We start from the raw sequence: 15503 nt of genomic DNA, 5'->3' as shown, positions 1-15503 counted from the left end.
CGGCATACCGAAGAGGTAGGTCTGGAGGCATGTCTAGACATAGTGCTAACGAGTATCCGACGGTAGAGGTGGTGCACAGTGTCCAGCGCCGGCGCTGGGCACTGACCGAGAAGTTGCGGATCGTCGAGGAGTCGTCGCAGCCAGGCATGAGCGTCTCCTACGTGGCCCGCAAGCACGGCATCGCCCCCAATCTCCTTTTCCGCTGGAGGAAGCTCATGAGCGAGGGCGGCAGGAAAGCCATCGAGGCCAACGACACGGTTGTTTCGGCAGCCGAAGCGCGGGCCATGAAGAAGCGCATCCGCGATCTCGAGCGCCTTCTGGGCAAGAAGACGATGGAAGTGGAGATCCTCAAGGAGGCCATCGAGATTGCGCGCGAAAAAAAACTGATCTCGCGCACGCCATTGCCCTTCGAGGACGATACCCCATGACGCGCGTTGCAGACGCCATGGGCGTTTCCCGGTCCAGGCTTGTGGAGCGCGTCGGCGCCCAGCCAAAGGTGAGGCCGCCTCGCTATTCCAAGGCAGAAGATGAAGCGCTGCTGCCGCTCATTCGCGACATCATCGACGATCGTCTCACGTACGGCTACAGGCGGGTTTGCGCCGTGCTCAATCGACGCCTGGTTGAGTTGGGCCAGCCTCGCGTGAATCACAAACGCGTTTACCGCATCATGCGCCTTCATGGACTTCTGCTGACGCGGCATTCCGGCAAGCGGCCGACGCGCGCCCATGACGGCAAGGTAATTACGCTGCGCAGCAACCTGCGCTGGAGTTCCGACGTCTTCGAAGTGTCCTGCGCCAATGGCGAGGCGGTCAGGGTGGCGTTCGCCATTGATTGCTGCGACAGGGAAGTCATCGGCCATATGGCGTCGAGCCGGGGCATTTCCAGCTCGATGATCCAGGACCTGATGCTGGAGTGCGTCGAGAAGCGGTTCGGGACAAATCGAACTCCCCGCCCGGTGCAATGGCTTTCGGACAACGGCTCATGCTACACGGCGAAAGACACGGTGGAGTTCGCCTCGTGGCTGGGCCTGGAGAGCCGGTTCACGCCCGTCAGGAGCCCGGAGAGCAACGGCATTGCCGAAGCGTTCGTGAACACGTTCAAGCGTGATTACGTGCGCATAAGCGACAGGCCGGATGCCGTGACGGTGTTCGGACAGCTGGCGGACTGGATCGAAGATTACAACGAGAGGCATCCCCACAAGGGGTTGCGGATGAAATCTCCTCGCGAGTTCATCCGCTCTATGGCAACAGCCGAGTGTCCGATTTAGCGGGGGCAACACCACACTCCGCCTCTTGTTGGTTGGCGGTTCTGCTGTTTCTCCTGCCATTCTGCCCCGGCCTCGTCGGTTACGATACCGCCCAGGAATGCTTGGGAAGGCGCTCGGCCATCCATGTCGCAGCCCGCGCCCTCGAGCTCATGCTCCGGCTGCCGGAGGCCGAACCCGAGCCCAAGCAGGACCGGAAAGTGGTCAACATCAAGGAGCGCCGCTAGGCCGTTTGTGGTGCAATCGTGTGGTGCAGCAAAGAAAAAGGGCCTACCGAATTAACGGTAAGCCCTCGAAATATCTGGTCGGGATGAGAGGATTTGAACCTCCGGCCCCCTGAACCCCATTCAGGTGCGCTCCCAGACTGCGCTACATCCCGACGCAAGGAGGGAATACTTATCCAAGCTGCGGGTGGCTGTCAACACCTCGCGGTGATTTCTGTCCGATAATTTTGCGCCGCTCCAGGGCGGCGTCTGCCCAGACTTGCCGTTATCACAGCTCCAGGCACTGGTCTCCACCATTCCCGGCCGTTCGGAACTTTGCAGGCCTGCCGGCGGTTCGTGGACAACGTCCAGAGCGGGCGCGTTGCGGCCAGGGTGTGGGCGCGGTTCTACAGAGATGTCGCCGGGCAGGGCGGGCGGTCACGCGTCAGGTCCGGCGGACGATGGCTTCCTGAACCCGCGTCTTGGCGAGGCAGGTGAGCAACTGCCCCTGGGGATCGTCCTCAGGCTCGGATTTGTGCAGGGACAATGCGCCCAGTTCCTGCAGCATGGCGCGGGCGTCGCCTCCATCGCGCAAAAACAGCGCCCTGGCCGCGCGGTGCGGGTCCAGCCGCGGGCCGTGTTGTTCTGCGGAGCGCTTTGCGTCCGCCATCCAGGCCGTGGCCGCTTCCACAAGCATACCTCGATTCGGAGTCGGCGTTTCCGCGGCGCAGGTTGCCGCATCCATGCCGGCGCGGCGGCCAAAGACCAGGCAGGCTGCGATCATGGCTCCACCCAGGCGGTTGGCGCCGTGCATACCGCCGGCGCACTCGCCGCAAACCCAGAGCCCGTTCACCGAGGTGCGGCCGTGCTCGTCGATGCGCGCGCCGCCGTTGGCGGCATGGGCATGCGGCCGAATGCGAAGAACTGCGCCGTCCTCGTTGCGTACGGACACAGCCCCGTCCGGATCGGCAACGGCCAGCCGGCCCAGCGCCAGGTCCAGCGCTTCGTCCGGGAGGTCATAGCTGCGAGGAAAGTGGTCGCCCCGCGCCTGGAGCAGCCTCAGGTCTCCGGGTGGTAGCGCCGCGGCCCCGTCCTGCGCTGTTCCCCAGGGCAAACGGTCAATGCGAACAAACTGCCCGCCCTCCACGTCGTGCCACATCCATTGCAAATACGCCGTATTCACCAGCGACACGCCAACCTGGGCGAGCAGGGCCGGGGATGTACCGGGATTGCCGCCGCCGGCCACGTGGTGTGGTAGGAGCGGGGCCGGTCCGCCCAAAGCGCAGACCACGGCGCGCGTCGCGCAGAGCACGGGTTCGCCCGCATTGTCCACGAGCAAAGCGCCGCGCACGGCGTTGTCCAAGGTAATGAGGCGGACAGCCTCGACACCCTCCAACAGCTCGCCGCCGCAGGAAGCGACGTGGCCGGCCAGGGCGCGGAAAACGGCCCGTGCATCGCGATAAACGTATGCGCGCAGCTCCGGGGCGAAGCAGACGCGGCTCGTGCGTTTCAGTGGAAGGATGCCCAGGGGCTCCAGCTCACGGCGGCGGTCCGCCGCTTCCTCGGCAAGGATGGTGACAAGGCGCGGGTCGATGAAGCCGGGGGAGGCGATCCGCACGGCGCGGGCGACGACCTCTTCTCGGGAGGCGTCATCGTCCGGGGCGAGCAGGCCCCAACCGTTGTTGTGGTTGGCGAATGAGGAGCCGGCAGGGCCGGGGCTGGACCAGGCCACGGTCACGCGGAGCGGCGTATGGGAGAGAGAGGTGGCGGCGAGGACAGACCGGGCGGCGCTCAGGCCGGCCAGACCGGCGCCAAGCACGAGGACGTCGGTCTCTGCCAGGCGCATGAGCCCGTTCCTGCCGGGCCTACTTGGCCTTCTGCTTGTTGGCGAAGGCGAGCATCTTGCCCGCTTCCTTGAAGTCCGGATTGTGCTTGAGCGCCTTCTGCGCCATCAGCGCCACGTCGTCCCACTTCTTCCAGTCCACGTAGAGCCGGCCCACGTTGAAGTAGAGATTGGGGTCGTCCTTGGAGTACTCCAGCGCCTTGAGGTAGTAGCGCTCCGCTGTTTCGTAGCGGCCCAGCTTGCGCAGGGCTATGCCGATGCGGTTGTAGAAGTGGATGGACTCCGGGGACTGCTCCAGGGCCTGGGAGAGGTAGTGGAACGCCTCTTCGTAGCGGCCGGCGCGCAGAAAACGGTCGCCGATGTCGCCCTTCAGGTCCGGATCGTCCGGAATCATGCCCAGAAGTTCGTCAAAAACGCCGCGGGCCTGATCGTACTCCGCGGCGTCGATGAGCTGCTGGCCGCGCTCCAGCTCATCGTCCCGGCGTCTTTCCAGCGCGGCGAGCTGGTCCTTGGCCTCGCTCAGGGCCGAACTGCGCAGCTCGGACAGGCAGGCGCCGAGCACGCCGAGCAGCTCCCGTTCCTGGCCGGGGGTGTACTCCACCTTGAGGGGGATGACCTGCCGGAAGCCTTTGTGGGAGTCGAGGGTGTAGGCCGCCTTCTGCAGCAGCTCGGCGAACTCCTCCTTCTCCTGCCGCATGAGTGGCTGGGATATGACGATGCGCACCGCCTGGTGCAGCGATTCCACCGCAGGTATGTACTTCGCCTGCTTGAGGAACGTGCTTACCTGAGAGATTTTCTGTCGTGCTTGTGTCAGCTCGGTAGACATGCTGGCGTCCTCGTGGGGGAGAAAGGTGTCACCAGGCGCGCGTCATGCGCAAATCATTCGGCCGGTGCGGCAATGCCGGAGGTTGTCACGGCCAGGTTGCGGAACCGGCGGAAGAAGTTGCGGCTATCGTGCGGGCCGGGACTGGCCTCCGGGTGGTACTGGATGGCGATGACAGGCAGCTTGTTGTGCGCAAAGCCTTCCAGGGTGTTGTCGTTCAGGTTCATGTGCGTCAGGGTCACGTCGGCCAGGGTGTCTATGTCCACGCAGAAGCCGTGGTTCTGGGACGAGACCTCGATGTGCCCGCTGGCCAGGTCCTTCACAGGGTGGTTCATGCCGTGGTGGCCGAACTTGAGCTTGAAGGTGGAGCCGCCCAGGGCGTGGCCCAGGAGCTGGTGGCCCAGGCAGATGCCGGCCATGGGATACTCCTGCGTCAGGGCCGTGAGCTGCTCAATGCAGCCGGTGAGCGCGGCCGGGTCGCCGGGGCCGTTGGAGAGGAACACGGCGTCGGGCCGGACGCTGCGCACCTGGGATGCGGTGAAGCCGGCCGGGACGACGAGCAGGTCCATGCCCTGCTCCTGGAGCAGGCGCAGGATGTTCCACTTGATGCCGAAGTCGTAGACCAGCACGCGGATGCCGCGTTCACCGTGGGCCAGGCCGGGCCAGGCGTAGGAGCCGTCCGCGGCCAGGGTGGCGGGCTGGGGCCGGGTGCCGTCCCAGGTGTACGGGCCGGAGGGCGAGACAACCTCGGCCAGGTTTTGGCCTTCCATGGAGGGCAGGGACTTGGCGCGCTCCACCAGGGCCTGCGGATCGCCGACCTCCGTGGAAATGATGCCGCGCTTGGCCCCCTGCAGGCGAAGGTGGCGGGTCAGGGCGCGGGTGTCGATACCCTCGATACCCATCACGCCCTGCTCGGCCAGATAGTCCGGCAGAGAGGCGATGGCGCGCCAGTTGGAGGGTGTCTTGCAGCACTCCTTGACGATGAAGCCTTCCACAAAGATGCGGTGGGACTCCACGTCCTCCTGGTTCACGCCGTAGTTACCCATCAGCGGGTAGGTCATGGCGACCATCTGGCCGGCGTAGGAGGGGTCGGTGAGCACCTCCTGGTAGCCGGTCATGCCGGTGTTGAAAATGACCTCGCCGGAGGTTTCGCCGGGGCCGGTAAAGGAGCGGCCTTCGAGAATGAGGCCGTCTTCCAGAGCGAGCAATGCGCGCATACGTCTATCCTTAGGTATGAATAACAATGTTGTGAAGTGGGATATATAACCCACAGGCAGTCGGTCAAGGGCGTTGCGCGATCGATCAGCCGCGGTCCTGCATGCCGAGCTCGATGAGCCGGGCCACCAGCGCCGGGAAATCCATGCCGGCGGCGGCCGCCGACTGGGGGAGCAGGCTCGTGGGCGTCATGCCGGGCAGGGTGTTGACCTCCAGGAGGTACGGCACGCCGTCCACCACCAGGAAGTCGGACCGGCTGTAACCTTCCAGCCCCAGGACGCGGTGCGCCTCCAGGGCCATGCGCCCGGTCTCTGCGGTGAGCTCGTCCGGAATGGGCGCCGGGCAGAGCTCCTCGGCGCCGCCCTGCTCGTACTTGGAGGCGTAGTCGAAGAAGTCGCAGCGTTTGGGCCGGATCAGGATGGGCGGCAGGGCCTCGCCGCCGAGCACGGAGACGGTGACCTCCTCGCCGCTCAGAGCCTCTTCCACCAGAACCTCGTGGCCGTGGCGGAAAGCGACGGTCATGGTCGCTTCGAGCCGGGCGCGGTCTTCCGCCCGACCCATGCCCACGCTGGAGCCGCCCAGGTTGGGCTTCACATACAGGGGGTAACCCACAGCCGGCTCCCATTCCAGGGGGGGCGGCGCCGTGAGGAACTCCCACGCCGGCGTGCGCAGGCCGGCATTCTCGAAGAGCGCTTTGGCCGCGGCCTTGTGCAGGGCCAGGAACGAGCCGGCAGGGCCGCTGCCCTGGTAGGGGCAGCCCACACGGTCGAGCATGGCCTGGATCAGGCCGTCCTCGCCCGGAGCGCCGTGCAGGTTGAGAAAGGCGAAGTCCGCGTCTCGCGCAGCGTCCGCCAGCTCCGTCAGCCGGCCGGCAGGATCGAACCAGACGGTTTCGTGGCCGAGAGCGCCGAGGGCGTCCGCAATGCCGCGGGCCCCGGACAAAGAAACGGCGCGTTCGTCAGACCAGCCGCCCGCTATCAAAAGTACACGCATTGATATCCACACCAAGCAGGTCGTTGAGGCGCACGGCAATGGCCTCGGCCTGTCGTTGAGAGATTCTGATCCGTATCCGGACCGACTCGTTGATGCCGTAGCGCGTCATGAGGTCGTCGAAGCGTTCCTCAAGGGTCACGATGGCGTCGTGCCGCACGCGCTTGTCCGCGTAAATAAGGGCCAGGGGCAGGAAGGCGGCGTCCAGATCCACGGCCCACGGCCAGAAGACGTGGTGCATCACTCCCTGGGCGATGAGCGGGCTTCCCGTGGCTTCCAGGGTCCAGGCCGCGCCGAGCAGGGCGTGGTTGCCGCCGTGGCGGATGGTGAAGTCCTTGGCGATGTCGTGGAGCATGGCGCTGGCAAGTACGCTGTCCGGGTCCACGGGCGCGCCCGCTTCCTTGCCGGCCAGGGCCAGGGCGTGGGCGATCAGCGAGACGAGGCGCGAATGCTCGCGGATATGCTCCGGCATGCCGAACCGCTCCCACATCTCCCGGCAGAACGCCTCGTTGGGCGCGGTGACGTCGGCAGGGACCGCAGGAATGATGGGCTGCCCCGGCGCCTTGGATGGGTCCAGAGCGCGTTCGTTCTCCAATGAACCTGGCGCCATGGAGTACAACGAAAAGCCGAGGTAGGGAACAATGGGGCTGTGCTGATCGAACGAGGGCATAGGGAAGGTCCGCCATCCGCGTGGACGCCGGCAGGACGCGGCGTGTCGCCCCTCGAAGGTGGTAACGGCATCGGCCGCAGGAGCCGGGCTTCCCGCGTGGAGGCAACGATACCAACTCGCCGGGCGAAAGGCAAAAATAATCAGTCGCGGTTGGTCAGCCGGGTCATCTCCTCCAGAAAGCCCATGCCGCGGTCAAAGGCGTGGGCTTCGTCCAGGTCCTCGGGCCGCATCCGCCACGTCCAGTTGCCGCCGGCCACGGCGGGCACGTTCATGCGCGAGTCGCTGCCAAGGCCGAAAACGTCCTGCATGGGGAAAAGCGCCGTGCGCGACACGCTGGTCATGGCCAGGCGGATGGCGTGCCGGTGCGGATGGTGTGGGTCCGTGGACAGGCCGCAGTACTGCTTGAAGCGCTCCTTGTCGTCCTGAGACGCCTCGCCGAAGAACCAGCCGTTGAAGGTGTTGTTGTCGTGCGTGCCGGTGTAGATGATGGAGTTCTCCTCCACGGCGTGGGGGATGTACGGCGACTGGGCGATGTTGTCGCCAAAGGCGAAGAGCAGCACCTTCATGCCCGGAAAGCCGAAGCGGTCCTTGAGCTCGCGCACGTCCGCCGTGATCACGCCCAAATCCTCCGCAATGATGGGCACACAGTTGAAGGTCTTGTAGAGCGTGGCGAAGAGCGCCTCGCCCGGAGCCTCCACCCACGACCCGTGTTGGGCCGTCTCGTGGTCGGCCGGCACCTCCCAGTAGGCGGCAAAGCCCCGGAAGTGGTCGAGCCGGACCGAGTCTGTGTGCTGGAAGGTGCGCGCCAGGCGCCGTATCCACCAGTCGAAACCCTCGTCCTGGTGCCGCTGCCAGTCGTAGATGGGGTTGCCCCAGAGCTGGCCCGTGGCGCTGAAGAAGTCCGGCGGCACGCCGGCCACCACATAGGGCTGCCTGTTGTTGTCCAGCTTGAACAGACCGGGGTTGGCCCAGACGTCGGCGGAGTCGAAGGTCACGTAGATAGGCATGTCGCCGATGAGGCGCACGCCCCTGGAGTTGGCGTACTCCTTGAGCGCCAGCCATTGCGTCTGGAAAAGGTACTGCACGAAACGCTCGTACTGCAGCAGGCGGGCGCTCTGGCCGCGCCAGTCCTGCAACGCGCCGGGGTTGCGGTCGCGGTACTCCACGGGCCACTGGGTCCACATGGCGCCGTCGAAGTGCTCCTTCAGGCTGACGAAGAGGGCGTAGTCTTCGAGCCAATGCGCCTCGCGCGTGCAAAAATGTTGGAAGCCAGGATCATTATCGATGCTGTTCTCCACGGCGTCAAAGGCGCGGTGCAGCAGCGTCTCCTTGTGGACCTGTACGTTGTCGTAGTTGACGCGGGTGGGGTCCTCCTCCACGATACGGCCAAGCTCCGTGGTCTGCAGGATGCCTGCCGCGGCGATCTCCTCCGGGCTGATGAGCAGGGGGTTGCCGGCAAAGGCGGAGAACGAGGAGTAGGGCGAGTTGCCAATGGCCGTGGATGTTGGTCCCAGGGGCAATATCTGCCAGTAGCGCTGCTTCGCCTTGGCCAGAAGATCGACAAAGGCGCGCGCCTTTGGCCCGGCGTCGCCTATGCCGTACCCGGACGGCAGCGAGCTCACGTGCATCAGGATTCCGCTTCCCCGTAACTGCATTGTCCGCCTCCTCGATGCTTCCGGTGCGCATCATTCGCGTTCTCAAAGGAGGCCATAATAGCCCGAGAGGCGGGGCTGCGGTCAAGAAGCAACAAGATGCGGTTCTCCCTTTTCTTACAACAGGGAATCGTATAAGCGGTAGAGCATGAGCAGGAAATCCGTTATGCCTACATCCAAACAACCGATGATGGTTATCGGCGTCGGCGGCATCGGCGTGATCAACGGCGAGCATGTCGGCATCAAGACGTTCGCTCTGGGCTCGTGCGTGGCGGTCATGCTGTACGATCCTGTGAGCGGCTTTGTGGGCATGGTGCACGTGGCGCTGCCGTGCTCGCAGACCAATCTGCAGCGGGCCTGCGCCATGCCGGGCTACTTTGCCGATACGGGCGTGGACGAACTCTTGAAGCAGGCGTCCAAGGCGCGCAGCGGCAAGCGATCCAAAGGCTACGTGGTCAAGGTGTGCGGCGGAGCGAGCATCATCAAGTCGAACGCGAGCTTCAACATCGGAGAGCGCAACTGCGATGCCGTCATGGAGCATCTGGCCAGAAACGGTCTGCGCGTCTCGGCATCGGATCTGGGGGGCACGATCAGCAGGACAGTGAGCATAGAAAAGGACACCGGGCATGTCCTGGTGTCATCTCCGGGCCGGCCTTCGTGGGGGCTGTGATGTGTATGCGCCAGCCGGTTTCAGGAGGCTGTTCTGAAATAAAGGGAATCAATGGAACTACGGGAAATTGTTGACAAGATAAAGCGGCTGTCCCCGCTGTCCGCCTCTGCCACCCAGCTCATTGAGCTCATGCAGTCATCGGGTTCCAGCTTCGAGCAGATCACCCACATCGTCGAACTTGACGCCGCGTTGACCGCCAACGTGCTCAAGGTGGTCAACTCCCCGGCCTTTGGCCTGGGGCACAAGGTTACCTCGGTGAGCCGGGCCGTCTCGTTTCTGGGTGAGAAGATGATCGCCGGCATCGCCATCGCCTCCTGCGCGCCGGAGGTGTACGGCGAGGAGCTGGCAGGATATGCGGCCGAACGCGGCGAGCTGTGGGAACACAGCCTGCTCACGGCCATCGCCAGCCGGGAGATCGCCGCCTACTGCACCGAGCCCCTGCGGGCCGAAGACGCCTTCACCGCTGGCATACTTCACGATATAGGCAAATCAGTGCTCTCGCAGTTTGTCGCCGGCAAGACACACGAGCTGATGGAGGCCGTGGAGTCCAAAGCGGCGCAGGATTTCATGGAGGCGGAACGCCTGGCCCTGGAGACGGACCACAGCGAGGCGGGCATGGTGCTCGGCAAGCACTGGCGCCTGCCGGCCAACCTGCTGGCCGCCATTCGCTACCACCATACGCCGCACAAGGCCCCGGAGGAGTACCGACCCCTGGTCTACTGCGTGCACCTGGGCGACGCCCTGGCCCAGATGCACGGCGTGGGCACCGGCGCGGCTACCTTGCAGTGCGGGCTTGAACCCACAGTCTGCGACTACTTCCCCATCAGTGAAGACGAGTTCCAGGCCATCTTTCTGGACGCGAGCATCGAGTTCGAAAAATCCCGCACCGCCTTCCTCGGCTGATCAACCGCAGCCGCCGCGTCCCCCTTCGCCAGCGCGGCCTTGCCATGCCCCCTCCATGGACGGTACCACAACAACCATGGAGACTTCCCGATGATCGACAAGGCCTCGGCCGTTGAGGCCGTGCTGGAGCGCCTCGCCAAGCTCCCGGTGGGCGACGCCCTGGATATGCGCACCTACAAGCGCAACCGCTCCGTGCTGCTGCACAAGACCGGCGCCGATACCTACACCGTGACCCAGGATGGCTTTGACCACGCCGTGTACTCGGACGTCACGGCCAAAAAGCTGAAAAAACTCCTCAAGACGCTGCTCAAGAAGGAGTTCCCCCGCTCCACCAAGATCCGCCTCTACACCCTCGACGCCTTCGACCCCACCGCCGACCGGCCCCGCATGAAAGAGCTTTGATTTGAGCAGGTGTGTTTATGGCAGCCGGTGGACTCTGTCCCCCGGTCCCCCTGCCGGGGACCACTGGTCCTCGGACCCCAATATTGGGTCCAGGGAGCGTTGCTCCCTGGTGGGAGCCCGAGGGCAAGGCCCTCGGAACAATGTAAGTCCAAGCTCTCAGTGCTCCAGGGTGCTGGTGTCGCCCACGTCCTGGCCGAGCTCCTGGGCTTTGAGGATGCGGCGCACGATCTTGCCGGAGCGTGTTTTGGGCAGGCTGTCCGGGTAGGCGATGGTTTTGACCACGGCGACCGGGCCGAGCTCGCGGCGGATGTGCTCCTTGAGCTCCTTGGTGAGCTGGTGGGAGGGTTCCCAGTCCTGGTTGAGCAGCACGAAGGCCTTGGCCACCTCGCCCTTGATGGCGTCCGGGATGCCGATGACGGCGGCTTCGGCCACGGCCTTGTGCGAGGCCAGGGCGCTTTCCAGCTCGGCCGTGCCGATGCGGTGGCCGGCGATGACGAGAACGTCGTCGGCGCGGCCCTGGATCCAGATGTAGCCATCCTCGTCCTTGCGGGCCACGTCTCCGGCCAGGTACACGCCCGGGAACTTGGACCAGTATGTTTCCTTGTAGCGTTCCGGGTCGTTGTACACGTCGATCATCATGGACGGCCACGGCTTGGTGACCACGAGCAGGCCGCCCTTGCCGGGGGGCACGGGATGGCCGTTCTCGTCGTACACGTCCACCTCCACGCCGGGCAGGGGCTTGGTCACGGAGCCGGGCTTGAGCAGGGAGACGGGCAGGGGGCTGATCATGAACATGCCGGTCTCGGTCTGCCACCAGGTGTCAAGCAGGGGGCAGTCACCCTTGCCGATGACCTTGTGGAACCAGACCCAGGCCTCGGGATTGATGGGCTCGCCCACGGAGCCGAGCAGCCGCAGGGTGGAGAGGTCGCGCATGCGCGGGTACTCGTCGCCGAAGCGCATGAGCATCCGGATGAGCGTGGGCACGGTGTAGAGAATGGTCACGCCGTAACGCTCCACCGTGGACCAGACGCGGTCGGCCTGAGGGTAGAGGGGGTGGCCCTCGTAGAGCACGGTGGTGGCGCCGTTGAGCAGCGGGCCGTACACGCCGTAGCTGTGGCCGGTAATCCAGCCCGGATCGGCCGTGCACCAGAAGAGGTCGGTGGGCTTGATGTCGAAGACCCAGGAGAAGGTGCGGTGCACGCCCACCATATAGCCGCCGTGGCCGTGGACAATGCCCTTGGGCTTGCCGGTGGCGCCGGAGGTGTGCAGCAGGAAGAGCGGGTCCGAGGCATCCATGACCTCGGTTTCGGCGTAGGGCCGGGCCTGGCGCACGAGATCTTCGTACCAGTAGTCGCGGCCCTCCTGCATGTCGGTTTCCACGTTGGCGCGGTGGACCACGACCATGGACTCGGCGCAGGTCTCGCACACGCCGGCCAGGGCTTCGTCCACGGTGCTCTTGAGATGTACCACGCGGCCGTTGCGGTAGAAGCCGTCGGCCGTGATGACGCACTTGGCCTGGGAGTCGTTAATGCGGTCGCGCAGAGCCTTGGCCGAGAAGCCGGCAAAGACCAGGGAGTGGGCCGCGCCAATCTTGGCCACGGCCAGCATGGCGATGATGGTCTCGGGCAGGGGCGGCATGTAGACGATGACGCGGTCGCCGCGGGAGATGCCCAGGGAGCGCAGGGCGTTGGCGAACTTGTTCACATGCCGGTAGAGCTCGTAGTAGGTGAAGGTGCGCGAGTCGCCGGGCTCGCCTTCCCAGATGAGCGCGAGCTTGTTCTTGTTCGCGGTCTCGATGTGGCGGTCCAGGGCGTTGTGCACGATATTGCACTGCGCGCCCGGGAACCAGCGGTAGAAGGGCGCATTGGAGTCGTCCAGCACGCTGTCCCACTTGGCGAACCACTCCAGCTCCTCGGCAGCCTCTTCCCAGTAGGCCAGGGAGTCCCTGTCGGCCTGCTCCCGCGCCTCGGCCAGCTGGTGGGGCGAGATGTTGGCGCGCGAGAGGGTTTCCGGCAGGGGGCGGAAGACGCGTTCCTCGTGGAGTAACGCATCGATGGCGCCCTGCGCCTCCTCGTTGGACGTTGCGGAGCGTAGGGGTACGCCGGGTTTGTCATCGGAGTTTTGCATGATTTGTCTCCTCGTCGGACCGCCTTGCGCCGGAGTCGCCTGCCGGCTGTACTGACCGGCGGACCTGCGCCGGCTCTTCTCCTGTATCGTGGCGGCGGTCCATACCCAAGCATCTGTCGGCCAAAGGCGCTATCGCGGGGGTGAGCGGCGAATGGCGCAAACGGACGCACGGGCACGGGGTATGTCAAAGTCCAAGCATCTGCTTGAGTTCGTTTATACGGCGGCGGCTGATGGGCAGCTCGATGCGTGTCTTGCCAGCCGTGCGCAACATGAAATTGGACCCGGGCAGGGAGGCGATCTCCGTGACCATGTCCAAGTTGACCAAGTACTTGCGATGAACGCGGAAGAAGCGGTGCGGCTTGAGCCGTTCCTCCAGGTTCTTCAAACGGTACGACGTGAGATATTTTTCCTGGGAGGTGTGGACGTACGCGTAGTCCTCCACCGCCTCCACGAAGATAACCTTGGTATAGGGGATGAGGATGGTGCGGCCTTCCAGGCTCACGGCGAGCTTCTCCAGCTCCACCGGGGCCACGCGGCGGGTGTAGTCCCAGGCCTGGCGCAGCGCGGAAAGGAAGTTGTCCTGCTCCTCCTCGCCCAGATCGAGCTGCAGGGTCTGCTCGCCTTCGTCAAAGCGCTCCATGATGTAGCCGCTGTCCGGCGAGCCTTCCGGCACCGGGACGAGCTTGAAGTGCGCCTTGAACTGCCTGAGCTTGTCCATGGTGCGGGCCAGGCGCTCCTTGGTGCACGGCCAGAGGATGTAGTCCATGGCGCCGAGCTCGAAGGCCTCGAAGGCGCGGCTTTCCTCCTCGGCCAGGTAGACGATGGCCGGCTTGTTCTTGCGGCCGGCCAGCTTGCGCGCCAGCTCGAAGCCGTCGCCGGGCTCCTCGATGTCCAGGCCGCTGATCACGGCGCCGTACGGCACGTGCTCCAGCAAAGAGATGGCCTCGTCCACCGAGGCGGCCTCGCCTAGCACCTGCAGGAAATCGGCGGGCGCAAGGGAGCGGCGCACGTCATCGCGCGTGGCCGGGTCGGTATGGACTATGAGCGTGAGCAGCCGGGGCATGGGTTATCCGCTGCGATCCATAACAAGCTGTTTGAAAAGACGTTTCCAGACAGGCTGTTCAAAAACCACACTGGCAGGCGTCAGAAAAGCTCAAGGCCGATGCGTATTAAAAATATGCGAGGGTTGAGCTTTTCCAGGCAACGCAGTCAGCGTGGGAGCTTCAATAGCCTGAAATGGCCTACATGATCCGTATACATGCGGAGGGCGTGGAACGCAAAGATTGGAATTACTGGTCGAATCCGGGTTCCTTACCAATGCGCCGGATGGGGTCCGGGCTTTCCGAGCGCAGGAGATAGATCGTTTGCAGCTCGCCCAGCCGCCGCTGGGTGCGGGAAAATTCATCCTGGGCGGCGTTGATCTCCTGGACGAGATTGTTGAACCATTCGGTCGCATTTCGCAGGGAAGCGCCGTCGGCGCGGCCTTCGCACAGACGCCGCATGCCGGTCTCGAAGCTCCGGACGGCGCCGCGGAAGTCCCGGGCGTCGCGGCGAACCTGCGCAAGGGGATTGCCGATCTCGCGGGCCATGATCTCGGTCGGGACGGATCGGCTGGCCTCGCCGGCCAGGGTGTCGATGGAGACAAGAACCTCGGCTGCATGCAGGGCCAGGGCGCGCGCTTCGTCGGCGTACTCGCAGGCTACGGCCGAGAGCCTGTCCCACTGGCGATGCTGCCGTGAGGCGGAGCTGCCTGTCCCTGCCAGGGAAAGCGTCGCAAAGAGCGCAATGCCCGCGATCAGCAGGGTCTTGGCAGGATATCTGTTCGAGAGCGCCACCATACATGCTCCTCTGCGCTGGCTTGGACAGATTTGTTCAAGAGAATAGCAGAAGGGGGCGGCGCGTAGGAAGAAGTATTTGGTGGAAAAACCAAATACGTTGGACGCAGCACGTGGAAAACGGCCGATAGCAAAGGTACACGAAAGGAGAGGCGGCGCAGCACCTGGCGACTGCAAACCCGTGCGGGACAGGTTTCTTGTCCGATGCGGCAGTGCTGCCGGGCGTCAGGCTACGGCCCAGCATCCGGAGAAGGGGCGCGTGTGGGGATTATTGGGTAGTATCGATCTGGGGCAGGGCGGAGCCGTACATGGCGAGGTCGGTCAGGGCCTCATTGAACAATTTGATGGCGCCGGTAAAGTCGTCGCGCAGGCCGTTGAACCGCCGAGCCGCGGAGTTGATCTCCTGACGCAGATCATCGTATTTCTTAGCAGCGCTGCGTCGATTGCGCAGCACGATCTTTTCGCCGCAGATACGCTCCATGGAACGGGAGACGTCGCGGGCACTGCGGGAGACGTCGCCCATCTCGCGGATGGCCTGGCGTATCTTGCGCTTGACGTCGCGGCGCGCCTCCGCGGGCACGTTTTCGACCTCGTCCACCTTGCGCAGGGATTTTTCCATGAAGTCTTTCTGGGATTGCGCGGACTGTGCTGTTCTGTCGGTGGCCTGGGCGTTGTAACAAGCCGTTTTGAGCAACGAGTCCCAGCCGCACTCTGACTGGCCGCTCTTGGACTGGGCATGAGCGACGCCGACTCCCGAGGCCAGAAGCAGGCAGGTCAGGGTGAGGAGCGGGACGACCATTCGCATTGACAAGATGCCATGTAAGTGCAATAGGCGCATAACTATTTTCTCCATTTTCCCTGTATAAAATTACCCCCTGGAATGCAAGGGGAAACCGCCGGCTGTTG

At 64.5% G+C, this 15503-nt stretch carries 15 protein-coding genes and 1 tRNA gene; 5 read left to right on the top strand and 11 right to left on the bottom strand.

Annotated elements, in window-relative coordinates:
* Nucleotides 1-29 precede the first annotated feature (29 nt).
* Together E8L03_RS13020 and E8L03_RS21105 are read left to right on the top strand one after the other, a co-directional pair.
* A protein-coding gene (locus E8L03_RS13020) for an IS3 family transposase (RefSeq protein WP_171266763.1) occupies nt 30-1267 on the top strand; the annotation gives its coding sequence in 2 pieces (ribosomal slippage) (nt 30-375 and nt 375-1267; 1239 coding nt in all).
* Between the two features lie 101 nt (nt 1268-1368).
* A complete protein-coding gene (locus E8L03_RS21105; RefSeq protein ID WP_280530774.1) occupies nt 1369-1491 on the top strand; it encodes a hypothetical protein in 123 nt (40 codons plus the stop codon).
* 75 nt (nt 1492-1566) lie between these two features.
* Here E8L03_RS21105 and E8L03_RS13015 read toward each other — a convergent pair.
* The 7 genes from E8L03_RS13015 to malQ form a co-directional block, all read right to left on the bottom strand.
* Nucleotides 1567-1643 (bottom strand) — tRNA-Pro (locus tag E8L03_RS13015).
* A 269-nt stretch (nt 1644-1912) separates the two neighbouring features.
* Nucleotides 1913-3313: an FAD-binding protein gene (locus E8L03_RS13010; RefSeq protein ID WP_171267583.1), complete on the bottom strand. Its 1401-nt coding sequence runs from the start codon at nt 3311-3313 to the stop codon at nt 1913-1915.
* Between the two features lie 19 nt (nt 3314-3332).
* Nucleotides 3333-4136 carry a tetratricopeptide repeat protein gene (locus tag E8L03_RS13005; RefSeq protein WP_171267582.1) on the bottom strand — a complete coding sequence of 268 codons (804 nt, stop codon included), beginning with the start codon at nt 4134-4136 and terminating at the stop codon, nt 3333-3335.
* 53 nt (nt 4137-4189) lie between these two features.
* Nucleotides 4190-5350 (bottom strand): glutamine-hydrolyzing carbamoyl-phosphate synthase small subunit, encoded by a 1161-nt coding sequence (gene carA / locus E8L03_RS13000; RefSeq protein WP_171267581.1) that lies wholly within the window; start codon nt 5348-5350, stop codon nt 4190-4192.
* Nucleotides 5351-5435: 85 nt separating this feature from the next.
* A complete protein-coding gene (locus E8L03_RS12995; RefSeq protein WP_171267580.1) occupies nt 5436-6341 on the bottom strand; it encodes a D-alanine--D-alanine ligase family protein in 906 nt (301 codons plus the stop codon).
* The gene (locus tag E8L03_RS12990; protein WP_244963527.1) at nt 6307-7008 is read right to left on the bottom strand and encodes a YfbR-like 5'-deoxynucleotidase; all 702 of its coding nucleotides are present in this window, start codon (nt 7006-7008) and stop codon (nt 6307-6309) included. Before E8L03_RS12990 ends, E8L03_RS12995 begins: the two co-directional genes overlap by 35 nt.
* Before the next feature lie 140 nt (nt 7009-7148).
* The gene (gene malQ / locus E8L03_RS12985; RefSeq protein WP_171267579.1) at nt 7149-8663 is read right to left on the bottom strand and encodes a 4-alpha-glucanotransferase; all 1515 of its coding nucleotides are present in this window, start codon (nt 8661-8663) and stop codon (nt 7149-7151) included.
* 163 nt (nt 8664-8826) lie between these two features.
* Here malQ and E8L03_RS12980 point away from each other — a divergent pair, with 163 nt between their 5' ends.
* The 3 genes from E8L03_RS12980 (at nt 8827) to E8L03_RS12970 (ending at nt 10635) form a co-directional block, all read left to right on the top strand.
* Complete coding sequence (locus E8L03_RS12980) at nt 8827-9330, top strand: chemotaxis protein CheD (protein WP_208738278.1); 504 nt, start codon at nt 8827-8829, stop codon at nt 9328-9330.
* A 51-nt stretch (nt 9331-9381) separates the two neighbouring features.
* The gene (locus E8L03_RS12975; RefSeq protein ID WP_171267578.1) at nt 9382-10233 is read left to right on the top strand and encodes an HDOD domain-containing protein; all 852 of its coding nucleotides are present in this window, start codon (nt 9382-9384) and stop codon (nt 10231-10233) included.
* A gap of 90 nt (nt 10234-10323) precedes the next feature.
* Nucleotides 10324-10635: a hypothetical protein gene (locus tag E8L03_RS12970; RefSeq protein WP_144306826.1), complete on the top strand. Its 312-nt coding sequence runs from the start codon at nt 10324-10326 to the stop codon at nt 10633-10635.
* Between the two features lie 156 nt (nt 10636-10791).
* Here E8L03_RS12970 and acs read toward each other — a convergent pair whose 3' ends face one another.
* The 4 genes from acs to E8L03_RS12950 form a co-directional block, all read right to left on the bottom strand.
* Nucleotides 10792-12762 (bottom strand): acetate--CoA ligase, encoded by a 1971-nt coding sequence (gene acs / locus E8L03_RS12965; RefSeq protein ID WP_171267577.1) that lies wholly within the window; start codon nt 12760-12762, stop codon nt 10792-10794.
* A gap of 184 nt (nt 12763-12946) precedes the next feature.
* On the bottom strand, nt 12947-13825 hold the full coding sequence (locus E8L03_RS12960; protein ID WP_144306824.1) for a LytR/AlgR family response regulator transcription factor: 879 nt from the start codon (nt 13823-13825) through the stop codon (nt 12947-12949).
* Between the two features lie 226 nt (nt 13826-14051).
* Nucleotides 14052-14600, bottom strand: a complete 549-nt coding sequence (locus E8L03_RS12955) for a hypothetical protein (protein WP_171267576.1) — start codon at nt 14598-14600, stop codon at nt 14052-14054.
* A gap of 265 nt (nt 14601-14865) precedes the next feature.
* Nucleotides 14866-15402, bottom strand: coding sequence for a hypothetical protein (locus tag E8L03_RS12950; RefSeq protein ID WP_171267575.1), 537 nt, complete (start codon nt 15400-15402; stop codon nt 14866-14868).
* Nucleotides 15403-15503: the final 101 nt, after the last annotated feature.

The sequence above is a fragment of the Oceanidesulfovibrio marinus genome (assembly GCF_013085545.1).
GTDB classification, from domain to species: Bacteria; Desulfobacterota; Desulfovibrionia; order Desulfovibrionales; family Desulfovibrionaceae; genus Oceanidesulfovibrio; species Oceanidesulfovibrio marinus.
The sequence above is the reverse complement of the archived record's forward strand: the minus strand, read 5'-3'. Positions and strand labels throughout refer to the sequence as shown.

Coding starts and splice junctions, on each gene's coding strand:
- E8L03_RS13010 (WP_171267583.1), bottom strand. CDS start 3,313: ATGCGCCTGGCAGAGACCGACGTCCTCGTGCTTGGCGCCGGTCTGGCC.
- E8L03_RS13005 (WP_171267582.1), bottom strand. CDS start 4,136: ATGTCTACCGAGCTGACACAAGCACGACAGAAAATCTCTCAGGTAAGC.
- carA (WP_171267581.1), bottom strand. CDS start 5,350: ATGCGCGCATTGCTCGCTCTGGAAGACGGCCTCATTCTCGAAGGCCGC.
- E8L03_RS12995 (WP_171267580.1), bottom strand. CDS start 6,341: ATGCGTGTACTTTTGATAGCGGGCGGCTGGTCTGACGAACGCGCCGTT.
- E8L03_RS12990 (WP_244963527.1), bottom strand. CDS start 7,008: ATGCCCTCGTTCGATCAGCACAGCCCCATTGTTCCCTACCTCGGCTTT.
- malQ (WP_171267579.1), bottom strand. CDS start 8,663: ATGCAGTTACGGGGAAGCGGAATCCTGATGCACGTGAGCTCGCTGCCG.
- E8L03_RS12980 (WP_208738278.1), top strand. CDS start 8,827: ATGCCTACATCCAAACAACCGATGATGGTTATCGGCGTCGGCGGCATC.
- E8L03_RS12975 (WP_171267578.1), top strand. CDS start 9,382: ATGGAACTACGGGAAATTGTTGACAAGATAAAGCGGCTGTCCCCGCTG.
- E8L03_RS12970 (WP_144306826.1), top strand. CDS start 10,324: ATGATCGACAAGGCCTCGGCCGTTGAGGCCGTGCTGGAGCGCCTCGCC.
- acs (WP_171267577.1), bottom strand. CDS start 12,762: ATGCAAAACTCCGATGACAAACCCGGCGTACCCCTACGCTCCGCAACG.
- E8L03_RS12960 (WP_144306824.1), bottom strand. CDS start 13,825: ATGCCCCGGCTGCTCACGCTCATAGTCCATACCGACCCGGCCACGCGC.
- E8L03_RS12955 (WP_171267576.1), bottom strand. CDS start 14,600: ATGGTGGCGCTCTCGAACAGATATCCTGCCAAGACCCTGCTGATCGCG.
- E8L03_RS12950 (WP_171267575.1), bottom strand. CDS start 15,402: ATGCGAATGGTCGTCCCGCTCCTCACCCTGACCTGCCTGCTTCTGGCC.